The organism is Phaeobacter sp. JH20_26, assembly GCF_048056275.1.
Taxonomy (GTDB): domain Bacteria; phylum Pseudomonadota; class Alphaproteobacteria; order Rhodobacterales; family Rhodobacteraceae; genus Phaeobacter; species Phaeobacter bryozoorum.
The window spans coordinates 1,107,364-1,130,262 of sequence record NZ_JAYMWL010000013.1; the positions used below are offsets into that span (position 1 = coordinate 1,107,364).

22 protein-coding genes are annotated in these 22,899 nt (G+C 64.6%); 15 read left to right on the top strand and 7 right to left on the bottom strand.

What is annotated here, in order from left to right:
• Positions 1–21 precede the first annotated feature (21 nt).
• On the top strand, positions 22–789 hold the full coding sequence (locus tag VWY60_RS11130) for an NUDIX hydrolase (RefSeq protein WP_416534784.1): 768 nt from the start codon (positions 22–24) through the stop codon (positions 787–789).
• Positions 790–821: 32 nt separating this feature from the next.
• Here VWY60_RS11130 and VWY60_RS11135 read toward each other — a convergent pair whose 3' ends face one another.
• The 3 genes from VWY60_RS11135 to VWY60_RS11145 are packed head-to-tail and all read right to left on the bottom strand — an operon-like array spanning position 822 to position 2,882.
• Positions 822–1,724, bottom strand: a complete 903-nt coding sequence (locus tag VWY60_RS11135; RefSeq protein WP_340544924.1) for a DMT family transporter — start codon at positions 1,722–1,724, stop codon at positions 822–824.
• Between the two features lie 17 nt (positions 1,725–1,741).
• The gene (locus VWY60_RS11140; protein ID WP_416540486.1) at positions 1,742–2,683 is read right to left on the bottom strand and encodes a fatty acid desaturase; all 942 of its coding nucleotides are present in this window, start codon (positions 2,681–2,683) and stop codon (positions 1,742–1,744) included.
• Positions 2,676–2,882, bottom strand: coding sequence for a DUF2061 domain-containing protein (locus VWY60_RS11145; RefSeq protein ID WP_340544921.1), 207 nt, complete (start codon positions 2,880–2,882; stop codon positions 2,676–2,678). The genes VWY60_RS11140 and VWY60_RS11145 overlap by 8 nt, the downstream gene beginning before the upstream one ends.
• A gap of 108 nt (positions 2,883–2,990) precedes the next feature.
• On the opposite strand from VWY60_RS11145, the gene VWY60_RS11150 reads away from it, so the two are divergent.
• Complete coding sequence (locus VWY60_RS11150) at positions 2,991–3,863, top strand: helix-turn-helix domain-containing protein (protein ID WP_416540487.1); 873 nt, start codon at positions 2,991–2,993, stop codon at positions 3,861–3,863.
• Between the two features lie 78 nt (positions 3,864–3,941).
• Here the strand turns inward: VWY60_RS11150 and VWY60_RS11155 are convergent, their stop codons facing one another.
• The 3 genes from VWY60_RS11155 to VWY60_RS11165 form a co-directional block, all read right to left on the bottom strand.
• Positions 3,942–4,700 (bottom strand): SDR family oxidoreductase, encoded by a 759-nt coding sequence (locus VWY60_RS11155; protein ID WP_416540488.1) that lies wholly within the window; start codon positions 4,698–4,700, stop codon positions 3,942–3,944.
• Between the two features lie 11 nt (positions 4,701–4,711).
• Positions 4,712–6,184 (bottom strand): carnitine 3-dehydrogenase, encoded by a 1,473-nt coding sequence (locus tag VWY60_RS11160; RefSeq protein WP_416540489.1) that lies wholly within the window; start codon positions 6,182–6,184, stop codon positions 4,712–4,714.
• A gap of 102 nt (positions 6,185–6,286) precedes the next feature.
• Positions 6,287–7,204 carry a 3-keto-5-aminohexanoate cleavage protein gene (locus tag VWY60_RS11165; RefSeq protein ID WP_340544914.1) on the bottom strand — a complete coding sequence of 306 codons (918 nt, stop codon included), beginning with the start codon at positions 7,202–7,204 and terminating at the stop codon, positions 6,287–6,289.
• A gap of 132 nt (positions 7,205–7,336) precedes the next feature.
• Between VWY60_RS11165 and VWY60_RS11170 the strand changes: the two genes are divergently transcribed.
• A complete protein-coding gene (locus VWY60_RS11170) occupies positions 7,337–8,428 on the top strand; it encodes a GlxA family transcriptional regulator (RefSeq protein WP_416540490.1) in 1,092 nt (363 codons plus the stop codon).
• A 68-nt stretch (positions 8,429–8,496) separates the two neighbouring features.
• Here the strand turns inward: VWY60_RS11170 and VWY60_RS11175 are convergent, their stop codons facing one another.
• Positions 8,497–9,540, bottom strand: coding sequence for an aldo/keto reductase (locus tag VWY60_RS11175; protein ID WP_416540491.1), 1,044 nt, complete (start codon positions 9,538–9,540; stop codon positions 8,497–8,499).
• Between the two features lie 180 nt (positions 9,541–9,720).
• Here VWY60_RS11175 and VWY60_RS11180 point away from each other — a divergent pair, with 180 nt between their 5' ends.
• The 12 genes from VWY60_RS11180 to glpD all read left to right on the top strand — a co-directional run bounded on the left by VWY60_RS11180 (position 9,721) and on the right by glpD (position 22,808).
• Positions 9,721–10,122 carry a rhodanese-like domain-containing protein gene (locus tag VWY60_RS11180; protein ID WP_340544911.1) on the top strand — a complete coding sequence of 134 codons (402 nt, stop codon included), beginning with the start codon at positions 9,721–9,723 and terminating at the stop codon, positions 10,120–10,122.
• Between the two features lie 86 nt (positions 10,123–10,208).
• On the top strand, positions 10,209–10,610 hold the full coding sequence (locus tag VWY60_RS11185; RefSeq protein ID WP_416540492.1) for a rhodanese-like domain-containing protein: 402 nt from the start codon (positions 10,209–10,211) through the stop codon (positions 10,608–10,610).
• Positions 10,611–10,772: 162 nt separating this feature from the next.
• Positions 10,773–11,996 carry an MFS transporter gene (locus tag VWY60_RS11190; protein WP_340544909.1) on the top strand — a complete coding sequence of 408 codons (1,224 nt, stop codon included), beginning with the start codon at positions 10,773–10,775 and terminating at the stop codon, positions 11,994–11,996.
• 107 nt (positions 11,997–12,103) lie between these two features.
• Positions 12,104–13,822 (top strand): methionine--tRNA ligase, encoded by a 1,719-nt coding sequence (metG, locus tag VWY60_RS11195; protein ID WP_340544907.1) that lies wholly within the window; start codon positions 12,104–12,106, stop codon positions 13,820–13,822.
• 427 nt (positions 13,823–14,249) lie between these two features.
• Positions 14,250–14,417, top strand: coding sequence for a hemin uptake protein HemP (hemP, locus tag VWY60_RS11200; protein WP_317961085.1), 168 nt, complete (start codon positions 14,250–14,252; stop codon positions 14,415–14,417).
• Positions 14,414–14,920 (top strand): hypothetical protein, encoded by a 507-nt coding sequence (locus VWY60_RS11205; RefSeq protein WP_416540493.1) that lies wholly within the window; start codon positions 14,414–14,416, stop codon positions 14,918–14,920. Before hemP ends, VWY60_RS11205 begins: the two co-directional genes overlap by 4 nt.
• Before the next feature lie 78 nt (positions 14,921–14,998).
• Complete coding sequence (locus tag VWY60_RS11210; RefSeq protein ID WP_416540494.1) at positions 14,999–16,267, top strand: imelysin family protein; 1,269 nt, start codon at positions 14,999–15,001, stop codon at positions 16,265–16,267.
• A gap of 216 nt (positions 16,268–16,483) precedes the next feature.
• The gene (locus VWY60_RS11215) at positions 16,484–18,118 is read left to right on the top strand and encodes a di-heme oxidoredictase family protein (protein ID WP_416540495.1); all 1,635 of its coding nucleotides are present in this window, start codon (positions 16,484–16,486) and stop codon (positions 18,116–18,118) included.
• Positions 18,118–19,248, top strand: coding sequence for an imelysin family protein (locus tag VWY60_RS11220; RefSeq protein WP_416540496.1), 1,131 nt, complete (start codon positions 18,118–18,120; stop codon positions 19,246–19,248). Before VWY60_RS11215 ends, VWY60_RS11220 begins: the two co-directional genes overlap by 1 nt.
• A gap of 3 nt (positions 19,249–19,251) precedes the next feature.
• A complete protein-coding gene (locus tag VWY60_RS11225; RefSeq protein WP_416540497.1) occupies positions 19,252–20,346 on the top strand; it encodes a DUF1513 domain-containing protein in 1,095 nt (364 codons plus the stop codon).
• Positions 20,347–20,440: 94 nt separating this feature from the next.
• Complete coding sequence (locus tag VWY60_RS11230; RefSeq protein WP_416534773.1) at positions 20,441–21,226, top strand: DeoR/GlpR family DNA-binding transcription regulator; 786 nt, start codon at positions 20,441–20,443, stop codon at positions 21,224–21,226.
• Positions 21,219–22,808 carry a glycerol-3-phosphate dehydrogenase gene (gene glpD, locus VWY60_RS11235; protein ID WP_416540498.1) on the top strand — a complete coding sequence of 530 codons (1,590 nt, stop codon included), beginning with the start codon at positions 21,219–21,221 and terminating at the stop codon, positions 22,806–22,808. Before VWY60_RS11230 ends, glpD begins: the two co-directional genes overlap by 8 nt.
• Positions 22,809–22,899 lie beyond the last annotated feature (91 nt).

Below are 22,899 nucleotides of genomic sequence, written 5' to 3' on the forward strand. Positions count from 1 at the left end.
AATCGACAGGAAGACCCAGACATGAGCAAATCGCCCAGCCCGGCCCAGGCAACCATGGACACCGGCTACGCCGATGCCGCCACTGCCCGCCGGGACACAACACCGATCCGCAACGCCGCGACAATTATCGCCGTGCGCGACCGGATGGGCGACGACCCTCAGGTGCTGATGGGGCAGCGCGGGGCAAAGGCCGCCTTCATGCCCAACAAGGTGGTCTTTCCCGGCGGCGCCGTCGATCCGGGCGACGCCGATGTCCCGCTCGCCAGCGCCCTGCCGCCCCTCTGTCGCGAACGGCTGACGGAGCAGGCGCAGGAGGATCTGCATCACGCCCTTGCCGCCGCAGCCATCCGCGAGTTGTGGGAGGAAACCGGCCTCATCCTCGGGCAGCCCGGCAGCTGGCCGACAGCCCCCACCCCCGACTGGGTCGATTTTGCCGCCACCGGTCATCTGCCTGCCGCCGAGGCGCTGCAATTTGTCTTTCGCGCCATCACGCCCCCCGGTCGCCCGCGCCGCTTTGATGCGCGGTTCTTTCTGGTGGATGCGGCGCATGTCAGCAGCGATATCGACGATTTCTCCCGCGCCTCGGATGAGCTGTCGCACCTGCAATGGATCCCGCTCAGCCAGGTGCGCACCTATGATCTGCCCTTCATCACCGAGGTGGTGCTCGCCGAGGTCACCCGCCGCATCCGCCAGGAAGGCCCGCCCGCAAGCGTGCCGTTCTTTCGCAATGATGATGAATCGAGCCATTTTCTGCGGCTGAACGGCTATCCGATGCCGCAGGACGGCTGACCCCCGGCCAGTTGCCTTGCCCGCACGATCGCTCAGATCGCCAGCAGCAGTGCCAGAATGGACAGGATCAGCAAGCCCATGCCCAGGATTTCCCGGCGCGTGATCTGTTCCCTGAAAAACAGCACCGATGCCAGCAGGGACAACAGCAATTCGATCTGTCCCAGCGCCTTTACATAGGCCGCGTTCTGCAGGGTGAAGGCCCAGAACCAGCAGAAGGATCCCGCCATGCTGGTCAGGCCCACCCAGATCGCCACCCGCCGCGCCGCCCAGACCCGCGCGATTTCGCCCGGCTCCCGCCACTTCAGCCAGACCAGCATGAACAGCGTCTGCAGGCTCACCACAATGGCCAGCGTGACCCCGGCACGAAACGCAGGCGCCAGCGCGTCAAGCTCAAGCGAGGCGGCGCGGTAGCTCACCGCGGAAAAGGCAAACAGCACCCCCGATCCCAGCCCCAGCAGCGACGCCGGGCTGGACAGATGCCGCCACCACGGCCCCTTGCTTTCGGGCGTCTTCGACAGCACCAGCACCGCGCAAAGCCCGATGACAATGGCCAGCCAGCCCAGCGGTGTGATCTGATCGCCCAGCACCACCAGCCCCACCAGCGCGGTCTGAATCACCTCGGTTTTCTTGAAGGTGATGCCCACGGCAAAATTGCGCTGGCGAAACAGCGCTACCACGCAGACGGTCGCAAGGATCTGCGCCGTCCCGCCAATGGTGGCAAACACCCAGAACCGCCCGGTCAGCGCGGGCATCCCCTGCCCCGATATCGCCAGATAGGCCAGCAGCCCAGCCCAGATCACCGGCGCCGAATAGACAAACCGGGCAAAGGTCGCGCCGGCCGACGACAGCGTGACGCTGCTCAGCACTTTTTGCAGCATGAAGCGAACCGTCTGGAAACTGGCCGCGGCGATAGCGATGGGGATCCACAATGTCATACCGCCCTTATGGGGCGCTATGGGCGCTCTGACCAGATCGGATGTGCCACTGGATCCTTTGCGCGCAGCGCATATCGGCGCAGGACCGCGCCATAAGACGGATAGGCATAGCCTTCGTTGCGCCTGAGAAACTCCGCGCGCCGACTTCGGTACAGCTTCGGCAACGCGTACCAGGGCACCCCCGGATGGCTATGGTGCACCACATGCAGGTTGTTGTTCAGAAACAGAAACCCCAGAACACCGCCCCGCTCGATGATCACCGTGCGCGCCGCCGGGCTGACATGGGCGCGATGCTCCAGAAAGGTGCGGATCTTCAGGATCGCAAGCCCCAGATAGGCCGCCAGCAGATAGGCCCATAGCGGCAGCGCGCTCTGTCCCACCAGCCACAACGTCAGCCCAGCCCCCAAGATATGCAGCAGCCAGTCGCGCAGCACTGCCATGCTCCCGCCCCGGATCAGCCGCCAGTCCGCCACCATAAAACGGATCTGCCCCAGCAGCGGCCCCAGCAGCACCCGCCCCAGAAGCGTGTTGTTCACCCGCAGCAGCAGCCGCGCCGGCAGCCCCAGCCGCCGCCAGCGCGCCGGATCCAGGTAATTGCTTTCGGGATCATCATAAGGATCGGTCAGCCGCTCATCCCGGTGATGCGCCAGATGGGTGTCGCGAAACCGGCCATAAGGAATGGCAAGGTTCAGTGGCAGCGCCATCAGCGCCTCGTTCAGCGCCCTCAGGCGGAACGGATGCCCATGCAGCGCCTCATGACAAAGCGAGGAATGCAACGTGATCAGACAGGCCAGAACCGGCACCGCCAGCCAGACAGATAGAGGTGGCAGCCAGATCAGCGCCGCGCCCCAGACCGCGTAACAGCCGAGCATCAGCCCCAGCGTGCCCCATTCGACCCGCCCCGGATTGAGCACGAAACGGTCTAGGCCAGCGCTGCGGGCGGTATGCGGATCAGACATGCCGCCGCCCCCAGCCCACGCCTGCCCAGACCCGTTCATAGATCACATAGCACAGGAACCCGACGCAGCTGTTCAGGATCGCAAGCCTGCCGCCCAGCCCGGCAGATCCGGTCACCAGCCAGCCAACGCCCGCCATCATTATCAGGCCAAGCAGGTTCCAGATCACCGCCTTCGCCACGGATCGCGCCCGCGTTTCCATCCGCATCCTCCTGTCTTTCCGGCTCCCCTCAGGCCTACCCCGGCGCGACACAATGCAGAATTCGGAATATGATTAACAAAATTCAGCAACAATGATAATAATCACCACATGATTGAAATTCTGGACAAACGGCTGCGCGCCGAACAGTTCCGCCTGCGTCTCAACCGCGCGCTCAGCGACAGCGGCCTCAGCCAGAGCGCGCTGGCCCGCGCCATCGGCGTCGACCGCTCCACCATCTCGCAACTGCTGACCGACGCCGGCGCGCGGCTGCCGAACGCCCATGTGGTCGGCGCCTGCGCTGCGGCCCTCGGCGTCTCTGCCGACTGGCTCCTCAGCCTGTCGGACCGCCCGGAGAACGCCGCCGATCTGGTGGCCGCCAGCCTGACGATGACCGAGGCCCCCCGCGCGCTGGTGGATGAACGTATCTTTGAATGGCACCAGGAGGCACAGGGCTACAAGATCCGCCATGTACCCGCCGCCCTGCCCGACATGCTGAAAACCCGCGCCCTGCTGGAATGGGAATATGCCCCGCATCTGGGCCGCACCGCCGATCAGGCCATCGGCGCGTCGGAGGATCGTCTGACATGGATGCGCCAATCAGCCTCCGATTATGAAATCGCCATGCCCATCTATGAGCTGGAGAGCTTTGCTCAGGGCGTCGGCTACTATGAGGGGCTGTCGGCAGAGATCCGGCGGGAGCAGCTTACCCACTTTGAACGCCTCTGTGAGCAACTCTACCCCCGCCTGCGCATCTATCTCTTTGATGCCAAGCGGCTCTATTCCTCACCGATCACCATCTTCGGCCCGCTCCTAGGGGTGTTCTATGCCGGCTCGCATTATCTGGCCTTCCGCGACAAGGAGCGGATTGCCACCTTCACCAGCCATTTCGACAATCTGGTGCGCGAGGCCGATATCACCGCCCGGCAGCTGCCGGGACGGCTCAGAGCGCTCAGCGCCGCGATCAGCAGAGGTTCCACCTAACACCGAGGGCTGCGCCTGCCTTGCAGCCGGGCAGAACATTTCACCGTTGGGCAGGCCTTTCCGCCCGCCGCTCCACCGTCACAGCTTCGGGTCCGGATTCTCCGTGTGGCCATCAACCGCAATCACCTGCCCCGATACCAGCCGCGCCGAGTCCGACCCCAGAAAAACCGCCATATTGGCAATGTCTTCGGCCTCGACAAACCGGCCCATCGAGGTGCCGGACGCATAGCCCGCATAGACCTCATCCCGGGTCATGCCCTTGGCCGCCGCCTCGCGCTCCAGCACCCCTTCCATCCGCGGCCCCTCCACCGCTCCGGGACAGATCACATTGGCGCGGATGCCAAAGGGGCCAAGCTCCATCGCCAGCGTCTTCATCAGCCCGATCACTGCCCATTTGGCCGAACAATAAGGTGCCCGGTTCGGATAACCGTACTGCCCGGCAGTTGAGGATGTCACGATGATCGACCCGGCCTTTGCCGCCTTCATCAAAGGTGCGGCGTATTTCGCCGCCAGAAAGCAGCCCTCCAGATTGACGCTCACGCATTTGCGCCAGTCCTCCAGCGCAATATCCTCGATCAATGCGGTCGGCCCAGCGATGCCCGCATTGGCACAAAGCACATCGAGCCCGCCCCAGGCGTCAGCGATCTCCGCAAACAGCGCCTTGACGCCCGCCTCATCGGTGGCATCCACTGCCGTCGCCCTCCAGCCCTCCGGCACGTCTGCCAGTGCGACGGCGCTCACATCCGTGACCCAGACCTGATGGCCGGCGGCGGCAAAGCCCTCGGCCAGGGCGCGGCCAATTCCTGACCCGCCGGCGGTGATCAGAACCCGGCTCATGCCTTCAGAACTCACCGTGGCGCGCCGATGGCGCGGCCCAGCCCGTCGGGCGCGGGCAATGCGGAATGCGCCTCGGCCAGCTTCACCAGATTGGCCTCGATATGCGGCGCAGGCGGAGCAGAGCGGCGGGTCGCAAGATCCACATGCAGCAGCATATGCTCGCCCGTCGCCAGCAGACGCTCGCCCGAATACATCTCATGCCACAGGTGCATCTTCTTGCCAGCGCCCATGATCACCCGTGTCCGCACCTGGATCGGGTCGCCAGCATGCACCTCGTCGATGTGGCGGATATGGGTCTCAGCGGTGAAATAGCTGCCGCCACTGGCGATATACTCCGCATCGCAGCCGATGATCATCATCAGCCGGTCGGTGGACTGCGCGAACGCATCCAGATAGCGGCTCTCGGTCATATGGCCGTTGTAATCGGTCCAATCCAGCGGCACCACGCGGCTCTGGGTCAGAACCGGCTGGCTCAGGTCTTTCAGGTCTTCGATCCGGCGCACCAGCCCGGCCTCGCCTTCGCGGTTCAGGTCATGACTGTTCTGCAGCGCGCCCGCACCCCAGTTGTTTGCGCCCAGCGCCCGCATCATGCCCACCAGGTTGTCGTCCCGGTGCCGCTCAAGCTCTCGGATCGAATACTGGCCGGACTGTTCGTCCGACTGGCCCGCGATCAGGTCGACCAGCTCATCGGTGAACTCCGGCACATCCATCAGCTTGGTCCAGGGCCAGCTGAGGCAGGGGCCGAACTGCGCCATGAAATGCTTCATGCCCGCCTCGCCGCCCGCCACCCGGTAGGTCTCGAACAGACCCATCTGCGCCCAGCGGATGCCAAAGCCGTAGCGGATCGCGTTGTCGATCTCCTCGGTGGTGGCGATACCGTCCTTCACCAGCCACAGCGCCTCGCGCCAGACCGCCTCCAGAAAGCGATCCGCCACATGGGCGTCGATCTCTTTCTTCAGGTGCAGCGGGTACATGCCGATCTCGGTGATGATCGCCTTGGCGCGGTCGACAACACCCGCCGGGTTGGCCCCGGTGGTGACCAGCTCCGCCAGCGGCAGCAGGTAGACCGGGTTGAACGGATGCGCGACCACGATCTGACCGGGGTTCTCGCGCCCGTCCTGCAATTGCGACGGCTTGAAGCCGGAGGTGGAAGAGCCGATCACCGCATCCGGCGCACAATGCGCCTGCAGCTCGGCATAAACCTTCTGTTTCAGGTCCAGCCGCTCCGGCACGCTCTCCTGGATCCATGCCGCGCCGTCCACAGCCTCCGCAATGGTATCATGGAAGGTCAGGCTGCCCTCCGCAGGCAGCGCCACATTGCCCAGGCCCGGCAGCGAGCGGCGGGCGTTGGCCAGCACCTCGCCGATCTTGCGCTCCGCTTCCGGGTCCGGGTCGAACACCCGCACGTTCCAGCCATTCAGCAGGAACCGCGCGGCCCAGCCGCCGCCGATAACCCCGCCGCCGATGATTGCTGCTGTTTTCATGTGATGTCCTTTCGGAACCGGCCGTTTCTTCTGGCCTGAAATATCCTGGGGGTTTGGGGGCTAGCCCCCAAGTCCGCCGCTACAACTCGGCTCAAACGCCGCTCAACCCGCCACCGGTGCGCGTTTCACCAGACCCAGCTGCTCCCGCACGTCCTGCGGCCCCATCACGCGGGCCCCCATGTTCTCGATGATGGTGCCCGCCCGTTCGACCAGCTGCCAGTTTTCCGCCAGCTGCCCCTTGCCGAGCCACAGGTTGTCCTCAAGACCCACCCGCACATTGCCGCCCGCCAACACGGAGGCCGCCACATAGGCCATCTGATCGCGCCCCAGCGAGAACGCCGACCAGTCCCAGTCACCCGGCACATTATTGACCATCGCCATGAAGGTGTTGAGGTCATTGGGCGCTCCCCAGGGGACCCCCATGCACAGCTGGACCAGCGCCGGGCTGTTCAGCACGCCTTCCTTCACCAGCTCCTTGGCGAACCACAGATGACCGGTGTCGAAGGCTTCGATCTCCGGCTTCACCCCCAGATCGGTCATCATCTGGCCCATGGCGCGCAACATGCCCGGCGTGTTGGTCATCACGTAATCGGCCTCGGCGAAGTTCATCGTGCCGCAATCCAGCGTGCAGATCTCCGGCAGGCACTCCGCCACATGCGCCATCCGGGCGGTGGCGCCGATCATATCGGTGCCAGCCTCGCTCAGCGGCAGCGGGTTTTCGGTGTCGCCAAACACCATGTCACCGCCCATGCCCGCTGTCAGGTTCAGCACCACATCGACATCCGCATCGCGGATCCGCTCGGTCACCTCGCGGTACAGATCCAGCCGTCGGCTGGGGGCGCCGGTCTCGGGATCACGCACGTGGCAATGCACGATCGCCGCCCCGGCCTTGGCCGCCGCAATCGCGCTATCGGCAATCGCCTGGGGTGATCTGGGCACATGCGGGCTGCGATCCTGGGTGCTGCCAGAGCCGGTCACGGCGCAGGTGATAAAGACGTTTTTGGCCATATTCAGAGGCATTTTGGTTTTCCCCTCGATGTACAGGGTTGTGCCCGAGTTATCCCCAAGCCTGCCCCCAGATTCCTGTTTGTGTTGCTTTCAACAGTGCCGCAGCCTTGGTGCACCCACTAGTCAACATGCGAATCGAACTTGATGAAATCCGCAAAAAACATCCTCCAGCCCGAGAATCAGCCGCTAAAAACCGCTGTTTTGGTGCTTGATGAGAGCAATACGCTGTCCTTCGCAGCTGCCGTCGATCCGATGCGCGCGGCCAATCGGCTGGCAGGTCGCGGCGCATTTGACTGGGACTATGTCACCGCCACCAGCGAGCCTGCGATGCTGACCAGCGGCCTCTCGGTGCCCGGCATCCCGCTGGCCCGGCTGCAAAGCTGCGAATTGCTGATCGTGATCGCCGGCTTCCAGCTCGCGCGCCATGCGACCCCCAGCCTGCTCGCCGGTCTGCGCCGTCTGGCGGCAGGTGGCGCGACCATCGCGGGCATCGACGGCGGCCCCTGGCTGATGGCCGAGGCCGGCCTGCTGGACGGCCACCCCGCGACGACACATTGGGAAGATCTGGACAATTTCGCCAGCCGCTTTCCGGGCGTGCAAAGCCGCAACGATCGCTTCACGCTCTCCGAGGGGCGGATGACCTCCGGCGGGGCGACCCCGGCGATCGAGATGATGCTGCATATCATCGGCAGCCGTCATGGTGCGGGCTTTGCCTCACGCGTGGCCGGCCTGTTCCTCTACGATGGCCCCGGCTCGACCGAACGGCCACAAAGCCGCCTTGGCAGCTCCAGACATTCCTCGCTCACGGCACGGGCCAACGCCCTGATGGAGGCCGCGCTGGACGATCCCAAACCGCTCAGCGAGATTGCCGAGGAACTGGGAACCAGCACCCGCAGCCTGCAACAGCAGTTCCGCCTGCGGCTGAATACGACGCCGCAGGACCATTATCTGCAACTGCGTCTGGCCGAGGCACGCCGATTGGTGACCGACACCGATCTGCCGATCATGGAGGTCGCGCTGGCCACCGGCTTCAACTCGCAGTCGAGCTTTGCCCGCGCCTTCCGCACCGCCCATGGCATCACCGCGCGCGAACTGCGCCAGACCAGCCTCGCAACCGCCGCAACGCCACGTCTGGCGGCAAGCAAACCGCTGTTCAGCCAAGCCCCCCTGTCGCAGGGCCAGACCTCGCTGCGCCAGAGCGGACCGCTGCCACGGCACTCAACCGGTTCTTGCTGACTGAGCCTTTTGCAGATCAGAACGGACGCCCCGGCGGGCGTGCCCGTTCTGCCAGCAGCACCGCCAGATCAATAAGGCATCGGATGGGCGCGATGGGCCGCGTCGATCTCGTCCATCACCTCCGGCGACAGCGTCAGATCATCGCCCGCCAGCGCGTGCTCCAGCTGCGCCAGCGTGGTGGCACCCAGAATGGCCGACGCCATGAACGGCCGGGTATGGCACCAGGCCAGCGCCATATGCACCGGGTCCAGACCATGGCGCGCGGCAATCTCCAGATAGGCAGCTACCGCCGGATAGACCCGCGGCGTATCACGCCCGCCCAGTTCCGGGTTCAGCGTCTTGCGGGAGGCCTCAGGCACCGCACCATCCTGATATTTCCCCGTGAGCAGGCCCGTTGCCAGCGGTGAAAATGCCAGCAGCCCGACGTCCTCATAGGCGCTCAGCTCCGCCAGATCGGTATCGTATAGACGGCACAGCAGCGAGTATTCATTCTGGATCGAGGCCACCCGTGGCCCGCCCATCTCCTCCGCCAGCCGCAGCCAGTGCGCCGTGCCCCAGGCGCTTTCGTTGGACAGACCAAAGGCGCGGATATTGCCCTTGTCCACCTGCGCTTTCAGCGCCTCCAGGCAGCCGGCCATATTGTCCAGCACCTCGGCCCGGTCATCGCCACCCGGATCATACTGCCAGTTCTTGCGGAACATGTAGCTGCCTCGATTGGGCCAGTGAAACTGATAGAGGTCGATGTAATCCGTCTGCAGCCGCCGCAGCGATCCTTCGATGGTGGCCGGAATGGTCTCTGCGGTGATCGCAGCGCCATCGCGCACCGCCTGCAACCCCTCGCCGGAATGTTTGGTCGCCAGGATGTAATCCCCGCGCCGCCCACTGCGGGCATTCCAATTGCCGATGATCGCCTCGCTGTCCCCGATCGTCTCGGCGCTGATCGGATTCACCGGGTACATCTCGGCGGTATCCAGAAAATTCACCCCCGCCGCCAGCGCCAGGTCGATCTGCGCATGGGCGTCAGACTCATCCGTCTGGGTGCCAAAGGTCATGGTGCCAAGACAGATACGCGACACCTCCATACCGGTGCGGCCAAGCGGGTTCTTTTTCATTTCGCGCAGATCCTTCGTGTTGCAACTCGCAACAGACCCTAGCCCACCCGCGGCCCAGTGCAACCAGATCGCCTCCGTCATGCATCAGGGCGTTAACCTTTCATGCACAATCCAGACGTGAAACTCGATGGATATGATATGATTAAAATTGTCGCAAATCTAGAAAAGGAGAGTGACAACATGACGTTCTCTATGTCCAAAAGCTACAAAGACCTGATCGCAGAAGCTGAAGCCATCGTGGTGTCGATTTCCCCGGCAGAGGCGGCAGATCTGCATGGCCGTGACGACAGCCTGTTTGTCGACCTGCGGGTAATCCGCGAAGTTGAACGCACCGGCGTCATCCCCGGCGCCCTGTCCTGCCCGCGCGGCCTGATGGAGTTCTGGATTGATCCCTCCAGCCCCTACCACAAACCGGTCTTTGCCGAGGATCGGGCCTTCATCTTCTATTGTGACAACGGATGGCGGTCGGCCCTGGCTGCCAGCACCGCGCTGGAAATGGGATTGCAGCGGGTGGTCTTTTTGAAAGGCGGCTTTGATGCCTGGATCGCCGACGGGGGCGATGCCATCCCTTACAAGTGGTAAATACCGGCTGATACCGGACAAGCGGTGCTTGTCACCCCGCGCAAAACCCGGCAGCCTGTGCCTCTGACAGCCGGAGGGAGCACAGCATGCCGCAAACCATCACAAAAGGCGTCAAGGCGCTCCTTGACGAGGCCAACGCCGTCGTGGACACCCTGTCCGTGGAGACCGCAAAAGAGGCCATCCATGATGACGCCTATGCCTTCATCGACCTGCGCGATATCCGCGAATTGCAGGCCAGTGGCATGATTCCAGGCGCCTTTTCCTGCCCGCGCGGGATGCTGGAATTCTGGATCGACCCGGACAGCCCCTACCACAAACCGGTGTTCAATCAGGACAAGACCTATGTCTTCTACTGTGCCAGCGCCTGGCGCTCCGCGCTGGCCGCCAAGGCGGCGATGGCGATGGGGCTCGGACCGGTGATGCACCTTGAGGGCGGTTTTACCGCATGGAGCAAGGCCGGCGGCGAAATCGCCCAGCGCGACGACTGACCCGCACCCCACCTGCGCCGGAATGACCTGCACCGGAATAACCCGCGCCTGACAGGCCTGCGCGGCAAATCTGCCGCGCCGCTGCACAATACGACATTCCTGACCGGCAAATGTCGGAAACACCCGTGCAATCCCGCGGCGCAGCGGTCATGACTGGCCATTATGCGGATGATGATTTCCTTTGCGGCGCTGTTTCTTTCGGTGATCCTGTTGCAACTGTCGACCGGCGGCGTTGGCCCGCTGGACGCGATCTCTGGCCTGACGCTTGGCTTTGACAAGGAGCAGATCGGCTTTCTCGGCTCGGCGCATTTCCTTGGCTTTTTTGTCGGCTGCTGGTGGGTGCCGCGCCTGATGGGCAATGTCGGCCACAGCCGCGCCTTTGCCGTCTGTACCGCGCTCGGCGCCATGGGGCTGATCGGCCACACCCTGACCGAGGATCCAATGGCCTGGGCCGTGATGCGCATGGCCTCCGGCCTCTGCGTTGCGGGCTGCTACACGGTGATCGAAGCCTGGCTGAACGCCAAGGTCACCAATGAAAGCCGTGGCCGCGCCATGGGCACCTACCGGATCGCGGATCTCTCCGCCTCGCTCGCGGCACAGCTGCTGATCGCGGTGCTGCCGCCCGCCTCCTACGTGTCCTACAACCTGCTGGCCATCCTCTGCTGTGCCGCGCTGCTGCCACTCACCATGACCAAGGCGAGCCAGCCGGAGATCCCCGACGCCCCGCGCCTGCGCCCGAAACTGGCCTGGGCCTGCTCGCCACTCGCCGTCGCGGGGGTGATCGTCGCCGCGCTCAGTTCAGCCTCCTTCCGTATGGTGGGGCCGATCTACGGTCAGGAGGTCGGTCTGGAGGTCGGCCAGATCGCCTTCTTCCTCGCCACCTTTGTCCTGGGCGGCGCGCTGGCGCAATATCCGCTCGGCTGGCTGGCCGACAAATACGACCGCCGCTGGGTGCTGATCTGGCTGTCGGTGGTGGCGATCCTGTCCTGTGGCGTCACCATGGCGGCCAGCGGCATGGGCACATTGGCGGTGATGGCCTCTGCCGCCTTCTTCGGTTTTACCACCATGCCGATCTTCTCGGTCTCGGCCGCACACGCTAACGACTTTGCCACCTCGCAGCAGCGCGTCGAACTCTCCGCTGCGCTGATGTTCTTCTACGCCCTTGGTGCCATCGCCTCCCCGCTGATCACCTCGGCGCTGATCGAAAACTACGGTCCCGGCGCGTTGTTTGCCTTTGTCGCCGTGGGCCACCTTGGGCTGATCGTCTTTGGCCTGCTGCGGATGCGCGCCCGCCCCGCCCCCGAGGATCGCACACGCTATGTCTATGCGCCGCGCACCTCCTTCACCATTGGCCGCCTGCTGAAACGCTCCCGCGAGCGCCGCTAGCCCGCCGCGACCCGATACGGGAAAATGGCGGCAAAGCGCACCACGGGGTTTTCGGCGGCAGCGCCATGCGCTAGACGGGCCAGCAGAGCTTTAGTTGGATGGATGATATGGCGCGCTTTCTCATTACCTCGGCGATCCCCTATATCAACGGGATCAAGCATCTGGGCAATCTGGTCGGCAGTCAGCTGCCCGCAGATCTCTATGCCCGCTACCAGCGGGCGCGCGGCCATGAGGTGATGTTCCTCTGCGCCACCGACGAACACGGCACCCCCGCCGAACTGGCCGCCGCCAAGGCAGGCAAGCCGGTGGCGGAATACTGTGCCGAAATGCACGAGGTTCAGGCCGGTATTGCCAAGGGGTTTGGTCTCAGCTTTGACCACTTCGGCCGTTCCTCCAGCGCGCAGAACCATGCGCTGACCCAGCATTTCGCAGGCAAGCTGGCCGAACAGGGTCTGATCCGAGAAGTGACCGAAAAACAGGTCTATTCCCACGCCGACGGCCGCTTCCTGCCCGACCGCTATATCGAAGGCACCTGCCCCAACTGCGGCCATGAGAAGGCGCGCGGCGACCAATGCGAGGAATGCACCAAGCAGCTGGACCCGACCGATCTGATCGACCCGCGCTCCGCGATCTCCGGCTCCACCGATCTGGAAGTGCGCGAGACCAAGCACCTGTACCTCTGCCAGTCGCAGCTGAAGGACCAGCTGGATGCCTGGATCGACTCCAAGAAGGACTGGCCGGTCCTCACCACCTCGATTGCCAAGAAATGGCTGCATGACGGCGACGGCCTTCAGGACCGCGGCATTACCCGCGATCTCGACTGGGGCGTCCCGGTCAAGAAAGGCGATGAAGATTGGCCCGGCATGGAGGGCAAGGTGTTCTACGTCTGGTTCGATGCCCCCATCGAATACATCGCCTGCGCCAAGGAATGGGCCGACGCCAACGGCAAGACCGACGCCGATTGGGAACGCTGGTGGCGCACCGACAAGGGCGCTGAGGACGTCAAATACGTCCAGTTCATGGGCAAGGACAACGTCCCCTTCCACACCCTCTCCTTCCCGGCCACCATCCTTGGCTCGGGTGAGCCGTGGAAGATGGTCGACCACCTCAAATCCTTCAACTACCTGAACTATGACGGCGGCCAGTTCTCCACCTCGCAGGGGCGCGGTGTGTTCATGGATCAGGCGCTGGACATCCTGCCCGCCGATTACTGGCGCTGGTGGCTGCTGAGCCATGCGCCGGAAAGCAGTGATTCCGAATTCACCTGGGAGAATTTCCAGCAATCCGTGAACAAGGATCTGGCCGACGTGCTGGGCAACTTTGTCAGCCGCATCACAAAATTCTGCCGCTCCAAATACGGCGAGGCGGTTCCCGCAGGCAATGACTACGGCGAGGCCGAACAGGCGCTGATTGACGAAATCAGCACCCGCGTCACCGCCTATGAGGGCCATATGGCTGCCATGGATGTGCGCAAATCCGCGCAGGAGCTGCGGGCGATCTGGGTCGCAGGCAATGAATACCTGCAATCCGTAGCCCCCTGGTCCGTCTTCAAAACCGACCCCGATCAGGCCGCCGCTCAGGTGCGTCTGGGGCTGAACCTGATCCGGCTCTATGCGGTGCTGTCCGCCCCCTTCATCCCCGACGCGACCGAGCGTCTGCTGGCCGCCCTTCAGACCGAGGATCGCAGCTGGCCCGACGATGTGGCCGCCGCCCTCAGCGCGCTGCCCGCAGGTCATGCCTTCACCGTGCCGGAGGTGCTCTTTGCCAAGATCACCGACGAACAGCGCGAAGACTGGCAGGAGCGCTTCTCCGGCACCCGCGACTGATCTCAGGGCCGCGCCCCGTGACAAAGACCAAGGCCGCTCCACCGGGAGCGGCCTTTTTCGTCAGATGCGGGCCATTCCGCCCAGCACCGCCACCACCCACACCTGCGCGCTGACAAAATATCAAGGCGCGCAAAAAACCTTAATCTGACTAAAAAAGTCAGGTTGACGATTCCGATTAAATCGGTCAGGTTTAGCGCAGTTCAGCCAACCTGTGATTGTGCAGCCAGCCCGACTGATAGCAATTCAACCGAGATCGTCCAGTGTCGTTTCTTCTGCAATTCTTTTCCCTGCGCCACCGCCCCGCCGAGGGTCGGAGCATACCGCACAGCCTGAACGCCTACGGGCTGCCGCGCGGCGATCAGGGGTTTTGCCTGGAGTGGTATCTGGATCGGTCGGAAAACAGAAACGGGTGACCCTGATGAACCAGATGAATTTTGACCACGCCACCACCACGACAACTGCGGCCACCGAAGTCTTCCCAACCTACCACGCCGAGGAACTGGCCCGTGGCGGGAACCAGGCCCGCATTCTGCTCAACGGCCAGATCTACAGCCTGCGGATCACCCGCGCCGGAAAGCTGATCCTGACAAAATGATTTCTAATACTGCAACAGCCGCATCTGCGGTCTCACGGGGCGGGGCCACTGTTGGTCTGCTGACCGACTTGCCCGCCCTGGAAGCCATGGTCGTGCGCCATCTGCGCCACTGGTTCAGCGGGGCCGAAACCCGCATCGCCCTGCGCCACCAGCTGCAAGACCTGCTTGGCCCGGTTCTTGGCCGTCAGACCTATGAGAATTTTGGCCGCCTCTGCAACTTCTGCGTGACCGAAGGCCGCCGCCCGCTGGTGCGCCACGGGATGACCTGCACCTGCCTTGGCGCTGACGAAAACTGCTTTGCCAATCTGGTCGCCGCTGCCGCGCGTGGCGAATATGAGGATGCCAATCTCTTTGCCGCGCTGATGGTGCAGCCCCGACAGGCGCAGCGCGCCACCGTTCTCGCCGCCAAGATCGGCCTGGTACTCGACCAGCTCGCGGATCGGCAGGCCCGCCCCTCCGCGCATCCGGCACCGCTCACCCCGCTGTCGGCAACTCTTCACTGACGGTCCGGCGCCGACCGGCACCCGTCGCTTAACCCGTTCCACTTTACCCGTTTCGACGATCACCTAAGGACCAACCAGATGACATCGCATTTCCTCGCAGGCACCGCTGTTGCAGCGCTCGCCACAGTTGCGGCTCCCGCTTTTGCGGCCGACAAGGCTGAGGTGCTGACCACCTACGCAAATATTGCCCAGGCCAAATACCAGGACAGCCTTGAAACCGCCAAAACCCTGCAAACAGCCGTGGACAGCCTGATCGCGGAACCCTCCGCCGAGGCGCTGGAAGCCGCCCGCAAGGCCTGGCTCGCCGCCCGCGTGCCGTATCAGCAGTCCGAGGTGTTCCGCTTTGGCAATGCCATCGTTGACGACTGGGAGGGCAAGGTGAACGCCTGGCCGCTGGATGAAGGCCTGATTGATTATGTCGATGCCAGCTATGGCGGTCCGACCGATGAAAACACCCTCGCCGCGCTGAACATCATCGCCAATCCGAGCTTTGAGCTGTCCGGCACCACCATCGACGCCAGCACCATCACCCCCGAACTGCTGGAAACCACCCTGCATGAGGCCGACGGCGTCGAGGCCAATGTCGCCACCGGCTATCACGCGATCGAATTCCTGCTCTGGGGGCAGGACTTGAACGGCACCGACCATGGCGCAGGCACCCGCGCCTGGACCGATTTCGCCGCAGGCGAGGACTGCACCAACGGCAACTGCGACCGCCGGGGCGACTACCTGAAGGCGGCGACCGATCTGCTGATCTCCGATCTGGAGTGGATGGCCGCACAGTGGAGCACCGAAGGCGAGGCCAGAACCACGCTTCTGTCGGACGAAAACGCAGGCATCACCGCCATGCTGACCGGCATGGGCTCGCTCTCCTACGGCGAGACCGCAGGCGAACGTATGCGCCTTGGCCTGATGCTGAACGACCCCGAGGAAGAGCATGACTGCTTCTCCGACAATACCCACAACAGCCACTACTACGACGGTCTGGGCGTGCAGAATGTCTATCTCGGCGAATATATCCGCGCCGATGGCAGCCTGGTCTCCGGCGCCTCGCTCTCCGATCTGGTGCAGGATATCGACCCGGCGCTGGACGCTGAAATGCGCAGCAAGCTTGCGACCACCATGCGTGCGCTGGGTCAGATCAAAACCGCAGCCGAGGCTGGTTTCTCCTACGACCAGATGCTGGAACAGGGCAATGAGGCCGGCGAGGCGCTGATCATGGGCGGCGTCAACGGTCTGGTCGATCAGACCCGCTCCATCGAACGGGTGGTCACCGCGCTGGACCTCGACGGCGTCGCCATCGAAGGCTCCGACTCGCTCGACAACCCATCGGCGGTTTTCCAGTAACCCCGCAAACACTGCGCCAGCAGCACTGATCAGGCAGGGGCCGCGCATCGCGTGGCCCCTCTATCCGGGGGTCGGCCCGCCGGTCCGCTGCCCCCCGGACCCGCCCCGGCCCACCGGGGCACTTTAGTGCCCCGGCAAGAGTTGATGCCAGCTGCGGTTCCCCCTATCCATGGAAAGGAGGCACAGCGCCCGCCCAAGAAAAGTTGTCCTGCCCGTATGCGAGTTGTCCCGCCGCCCTGCCGTCCGCACCTGCCCTCCCTCTTGGTGGGGCTCAGCCTGATCGCACTGGCCGCGCCGCTTGCGCCCGCCTCGGCAAATCCGCAGGCCACCCCGCTGTCAAAGACCCTCACCGGGGATGTTGCCAATACCACGGCGCGCCAATCCTCCCCCTTTGACATTCTGACTGACGCGCATCTCGCCACCCTTCCCCGCACCGCCCAGGAACAGACCCGCATCCGCGCCGTCACCCGCCCGGCAAATCAGTTCGACCAGACCGAACCCTATGAGGCGCTGCCCGCAGGGGCCGCCACCGTCCGCGCCCGCACCGATGACGAGGCGTTTTCGCAGCACAGCGCCAATCTCAGCTTCGAGGAAGAGCTGGAATTCAAGCTCGGCAACGGGCTGTTCAAGAAAATCTGGGTCTTCTCCCCCGCCTCCACCCTGGCCTCCGACGGGCTGGGCCCGCTCTACAATTCCCGCGCCTGCCAGCGCTGCCACCTGAAGGACGGGCGCGGCCATGTGCCGGAGAGGCCGGACTATGCCTCGACCACGATGTTCCTGCGCGTCTCTGTTCCCGGCCCGGTGCCAGAGCAGATGCAAACCATCGCCGACTATATCGGAACCGCGCCAGAGCCGACCTATGGCGGCCAGATGCAGGATTTCTCCGCCCCCGGCATCGCCCCGGAATACCGCCTCGGCGTCACCTACACCGAAGACACCATCGCGCTTGCAGGCGGCGAGATCGCCACCCTGCAACGCCCCGAGTACAGCGCCAATACCCTCGGCTATGGCCCGCTGCACCCCGATGCCATGCTCTCCCCCCGCGTCGCCCCCAGCATGATCGGCCTCGGCCTGCTGGAGGCGATCCCGGCCGCCGACATTCTGGCGGGCGCCGACGAGGATGACAGCAACGGCGACGGCATCTCCGGGCGCGCCAATCTGGTCTGGTCTGTAGAACACAACCGGATCATGCTCGGCCGCTTTGGCTACAAGGCCGGGCAGCCCACGGTGCATGAACAATCCGCCGCCGCCTTCTCCGGCGATATCGGCATCTCCACGCCGCTGTTTCCGGCCCATGCAGGCGATTGCACCACCGCGCAGACCAGCTGCCTCAGCGCGCCCCATGGCGGTGATGACATCCGCGAGACCGAGATCGACCAGCCCAATATGGATCTGGTCACCTTCTACGGCCGCAACCTCGGCGTGCCAGCGCGCCGCACCCCGGACGACCCCGCCGTGCTGCGCGGCAAGGCGCAGTTCTACGGCGCAGGCTGCACCAGCTGTCATACCCCGAAATTCGTCACCAACCGGCTGGAGGCGCAACCCGCACAGAGCTTCCAGCTGATCTGGCCCTATAGCGACCTCTTGCTGCATGACATGGGCGACGGCCTTGCCGACAACCGCCCCGAAGCCCGCGCCACCGGGCGCGAATGGCGCACCGCGCCGCTCTGGGGGCTGGGGCTGGTGCAGCAGGTCAATCCCCGCGCAGGTTTCCTGCATGATGGTCGCGCCCGCACCCTGCTGGAGGCAATCCTCTGGCATGGCGGCGAAGCCCAATCCGCCCGAGACACCGTGGTGGGCCTTGCGCCCGAAGACCGCGCCGATCTGATCCGCTTTCTGGAGTCGCTCTGATGCCCGCATCCCCCAACGCCACCCCCGCGCCATCGCGCCGCTGCCGCGCGCTCCTCACCGGTCTCGCTCTGGCCGCAACCCTTGGCGCAACCCTCCCCGCGCCGCCGCTGCTGGCCCAGACCGCGGCGCCGCTTCAGATCACCGCGCCGGAGCTGCCGCCCGCGTCGCTCAGCCGCGCGCTTCAGGTGGACTGGATCCTGACCCACCACATCCTCCCCGGCTTTGACGAGCTGGCCGCCCATAGCACCACCCTGGCCGAGGTCGGCGCCCGCCACTGCACCCCGGATGATCCGGCCCTGCGCGATGCCTTTGGCCGTGCCTTTGATGCCTGGATCAAAGTCAGCCATCTGCGCTTTGGTCCCACCGAAACCGACAATCGTGCCTTTGCCCTCGCCTTCTGGCCCGACAGCCGCAACAAGATCCCCGGCACCCTGCGCCGCGCCGTCACCGAAACCCCGCGCGAAGAGCTGACCACCCCCGAGATCTTTGCCAGCCAATCGGTGGCCCTGCGCGGGTTCTATGCGCTGGAATATCTGCTGTTCGATGCGGACATGCAGACCGAAGGCAGCGCCGCACAACGCTGCGCGTTGGTGGCCGCCATCACCAGCGATATCGCCCGCACCAGTGCCGCGATCCGCAACGACTGGCACAACAGCTATGCCGCAACGCTGGTGACCGCCGGGCCGGGCTATCGCTACCGGTCCCAGGCGGAAATCCGGCAGGAGCTGTTCAAAACCCTCACCACCGGGTTTCAGGTGCTCTCCGACATGCGACTGGGCCGTCCGCTGGGTCAGTTCGACGCCCCCCGCCCCAACCGCGCCGAGGCCCGCCGCTCCGCCCGCAGCCAGCGCCATATCGCGCTGAACCTCGCCGCGATGGAACCGCTTGCCCTTGCCCTCGCAGCAGGCGACCCCGCGCTGATGCAGGATATCGACGCAGGCTTTGCCAAGGCGCTGAAACGCGCCTCCGCGCTGGACGATCCGTCCCTCGCCGGGGTTGCCGATCCCGCCCGCCGCTTTCGCATCGAAGCCCTACAGCAGGATATCAACGACCTGCGCGACCTGATCTCCACCCGGCTGGGCGCGGCCCTTGGCGTCACTGCCGGGTTCAACTCGCTCGACGGGGACTGATCCATGGCAGGCCCCTCCCGTCGCGGCTTTCTCGCCGGTCTACTCGCCGCAGGCATGGCCCCGCAGGCCAGTTGGGCCGACCTTGGCCACCCGGCCTATCTCGCCGCCGGTAAAACCCCCGATGGCCGCTTCCTCCTCGCCGGTCTGGACCGCGGCGGCGCCATCCTGTTCCGCCACGCCCTGCCCGCCCGTGGCCATGCCGCAGCCGCACACCCCAGCCGCCCCGAGGCGGTCGCCTTTGCCCGCCGCCCCGGCCAGTTCGCGGATGTGATCGACTGCCGCAACGGCGCGGCGCTGGCGCGGCTGACGCCACCGACCGGGCATCATTTCTACGGCCATGGCGTCTTCTCACCGGACGGCGCCTATCTGTTCACCACCGAAAACGCCTATGAAAGTGGCGATGGTCGCATCGGGATCTGGGACGCCAGCGCGGGCTACCGCCGCATTGGCGATCATGCCTCCGGCGGGATCGGACCGCATGATATCCGCCTGCGCACCAGCCCTGACGGCCAGCACAATCTGGTGGTGGCCAACGGCGGCATCCAGACCCACCCCGACAGCGGCCGCGCAAAGCTGAACCTCGCCACCATGCAGCCCAACCTCAGCTACCTCAGCCTTGATGGCACCCTGGACGATCAGCTGATCCTGAACCCCGACATGCGCCTGAACTCGATCCGCCACCTTGCCATCAGCGCCTCCGGCACCGTCGGCTTTGCGATGCAGTGGCAGGGCGATGCGGGCGCCGATCTGCCAATCATCGGCCTGCACAATCCCGGCTCCGCCCCCCGCCTGATGGCCGAGGATGACCCCCGCCTGCGCAATCTTGATGGCTATGGCGGCTCCCTCGCCTTTTCCCGCGATGGAACACAGATCGCCGTCACCTCGCCACGCGGCGGCGTGGTGCAGATCGCCGACTGCGCCAGCGGCGCGCTGCTGCATGAGGTCCGGCTGGCCGACGTCTGCGGGCTTACTGGCGCGGGCGCGGGCTTTATCGTGACCACCGGCACCGGTGAGGTCAGCACGATCCGCGACGGCACGCTGACCCATCTGGGCCGGGCCGATCTCGCCTGGGACAATCATCTGGTTCCAATCCCCTGACGCGCCCCAGCGGAAAGCAAAACGAAAGCAAAACGAAAATAACTCGTGACTTTTCGCAATCGGAGGCCTAGATAAGCCTGCGAGAGGACGGGCTATGGACGCAACCGAAAGACAAACGGCAATTCTGGACCTGCTGACCCGGCAGGACCGGGTCGAGGTCGAGGACCTCGCCCAGCGCTTTGGCGTCTCATTACAAACCATCCGCACCGACCTCCGCGATCTGGCCGCCCGTGGCGCACTCTCCCGCGTGCACGGCGGCGCGGTGCGCAGCAGCAGTGGCGCCAGCCGCGACTACGCCGAACGGCGCAAGCTGAACGCCCGCGGCAAACGCGCCATGGCGGCCCTTGCCGCTGATCTGATCCCTGACAACTGCGCCATCACCCTCAATATCGGCACCTCCACCGAACAGGTCGCGCGCGCGCTCTCCGGCCATCGCGGCCTCACGGTGCTCTCCAACAATATCAACATTATCAATATGATGATGGAGGACGAGAGCAAAGAACTGATACTTGTCGGCGGTGCCATCCGGCAAAGCGATGGCGCCATCGTGGGCGAGGACGCGCTGGAATTTATCGCCCGCTACAAGGTCGATATCGCCGTTATCGGCGCTTCGGCCATGGACGCCGACGGTGCCATTCTCGACCATGATGCACGCGAAGTCTCGGTTGCCCGCGCCATCCTGAAGAACGCCCGCAAACGGGTGCTGGTCTGCGACGGCAGCAAGTTCGAGCGCACCGCCCCGGTCCGCATCTGCGATGTTGCCGATCTTGACGTGGTGATCACCGACCGCCCCGTCCCCCCTGAATTCTCCCGCGCAGCCGAGGCTGCGGACACGCAAATCCTCTGGGTTGGCGAAAACGAAAGTAGCGAAAATGCCTGATACTCACGCGCAAGACCAGATCACCGATCTTTTCATCATCGGCGGCGGCATCAACGGCTGCGGCATCGCCCGCGACGCCGCAGGGCGCGGCCTGTCGGTGGCGCTGGCCGAAATGAACGACCTCGCTTCCGCCACCTCCTCGGCCTCCACCAAACTGTTCCACGGCGGCCTGCGCTACCTTGAATACTTCGAATTCCGTCTGGTCCGCGAGGCGCTGATCGAACGCGAGGTGCTGCTGAAGGCAATGCCGCATATCTCCTGGCCGATGCGTTTTGTCCTGCCCTTCCACAAGGACATGCGCTTTGACAACACCACGCCGACGTCGAAACTGCTGACCACCTTTCTGCCGTGGATGAAGGGCCGCCGCCCCGCCTGGCTGATCCGCCTTGGCCTGTTCATGTACGACAGCCTCGGCAAACGCGGCATCCTGCCCGGCACCTCCAAACTGGATCTCGCCAGCGACCCCGCAGGCCGCCCGCTGGACCCGAAGTTCAAGACCGCCTTTGAATATTCCGACTGCTGGATTGAAGACGCCCGTCTCGTGGTGCTGAATGCCCGCGACGCCGAGGCCCGAGGCGCCGAGATCATGACCCGCACCAAGGTCACCGGCGCCCAGCGTCGCGATGACCACTGGGTGATCCAGCTTCAGGATATCGCCACCGGCGAGACCTTCGAACGGCGCGCAAAGATGCTGGTCAATGCCGGCGGCCCATGGGTTGCCGATGTGCTGCGCCAGAAACTGGGCCAGAACAGCCGCGAAAGCGTACGGCTGGTGCGCGGCAGCCATATCGTGGTCCCGAAACTCTACGATCACGGGCGCTGCTATTTCTTTCAGGGCACCGATGGCCGCATCATCTTCGCGATCCCCTACGAAGAGGACTACACGCTGATCGGCACCACCGATGCCGACCACCCGGATCCCGAAACCGCCCCGACCTGCACGCCCGAGGAACAGGATTACCTGATCAATTTCGCCTCGCAGTATTTCGCCAATCCGCTCAGCCTTGACGATATCGTCTGGACCTATTCCGGCGTGCGTCCGCTTTATGACGATGGTGCCAGCTCGGCCACCGCTGCCACGCGCGAATACGTGCTGACGCTGGACAACACTGCCGCGCCGCTGCTGAATGTCTTTGGCGGCAAGATCACCACCTACCGCAAACTGGCCGAGGCCGCGCTGGAGAAAATCGGCACCCAGTTTCCCGACCTCCCCCGCGACTGGACCGCAGGTGTCGCCCTGCCCGGCGGCGATTTCCCGGTCGGCGATGTGGCAAAACTCACCGCGAAACTGGCGCAGGACTATCCCTTCCTCAGCCCCTACGCGACCCGCCGCCTGATCCGCGCCTATGGCACCGAGGCCTGGGACGTATTGGGCGAGGCAACCTCAGCCGAGGATCTTGGCCAGGCTTTTGGCGCCACCATCACCGCGCGTGAACTCGACTGGACCATCGCCCGCGAATGGGTCCGCACCGGCGAGGATTACCTCCTGCGCCGCACCAAACTCGCCCTGCGCCTGACCGAGGAAGAGCGCGCCGCAGTTGACGGCTATATCCGTGCAAGGGCCGCCAATCTGACCGCCTGAGGTCCAGTTGCAGAGCAGGCGCGCCTCAGCTCGTTTCAGCCTGCGCGGCTTAACCCCGCGGCAACACATCCCAGCCCTATGCGCCCGCAGC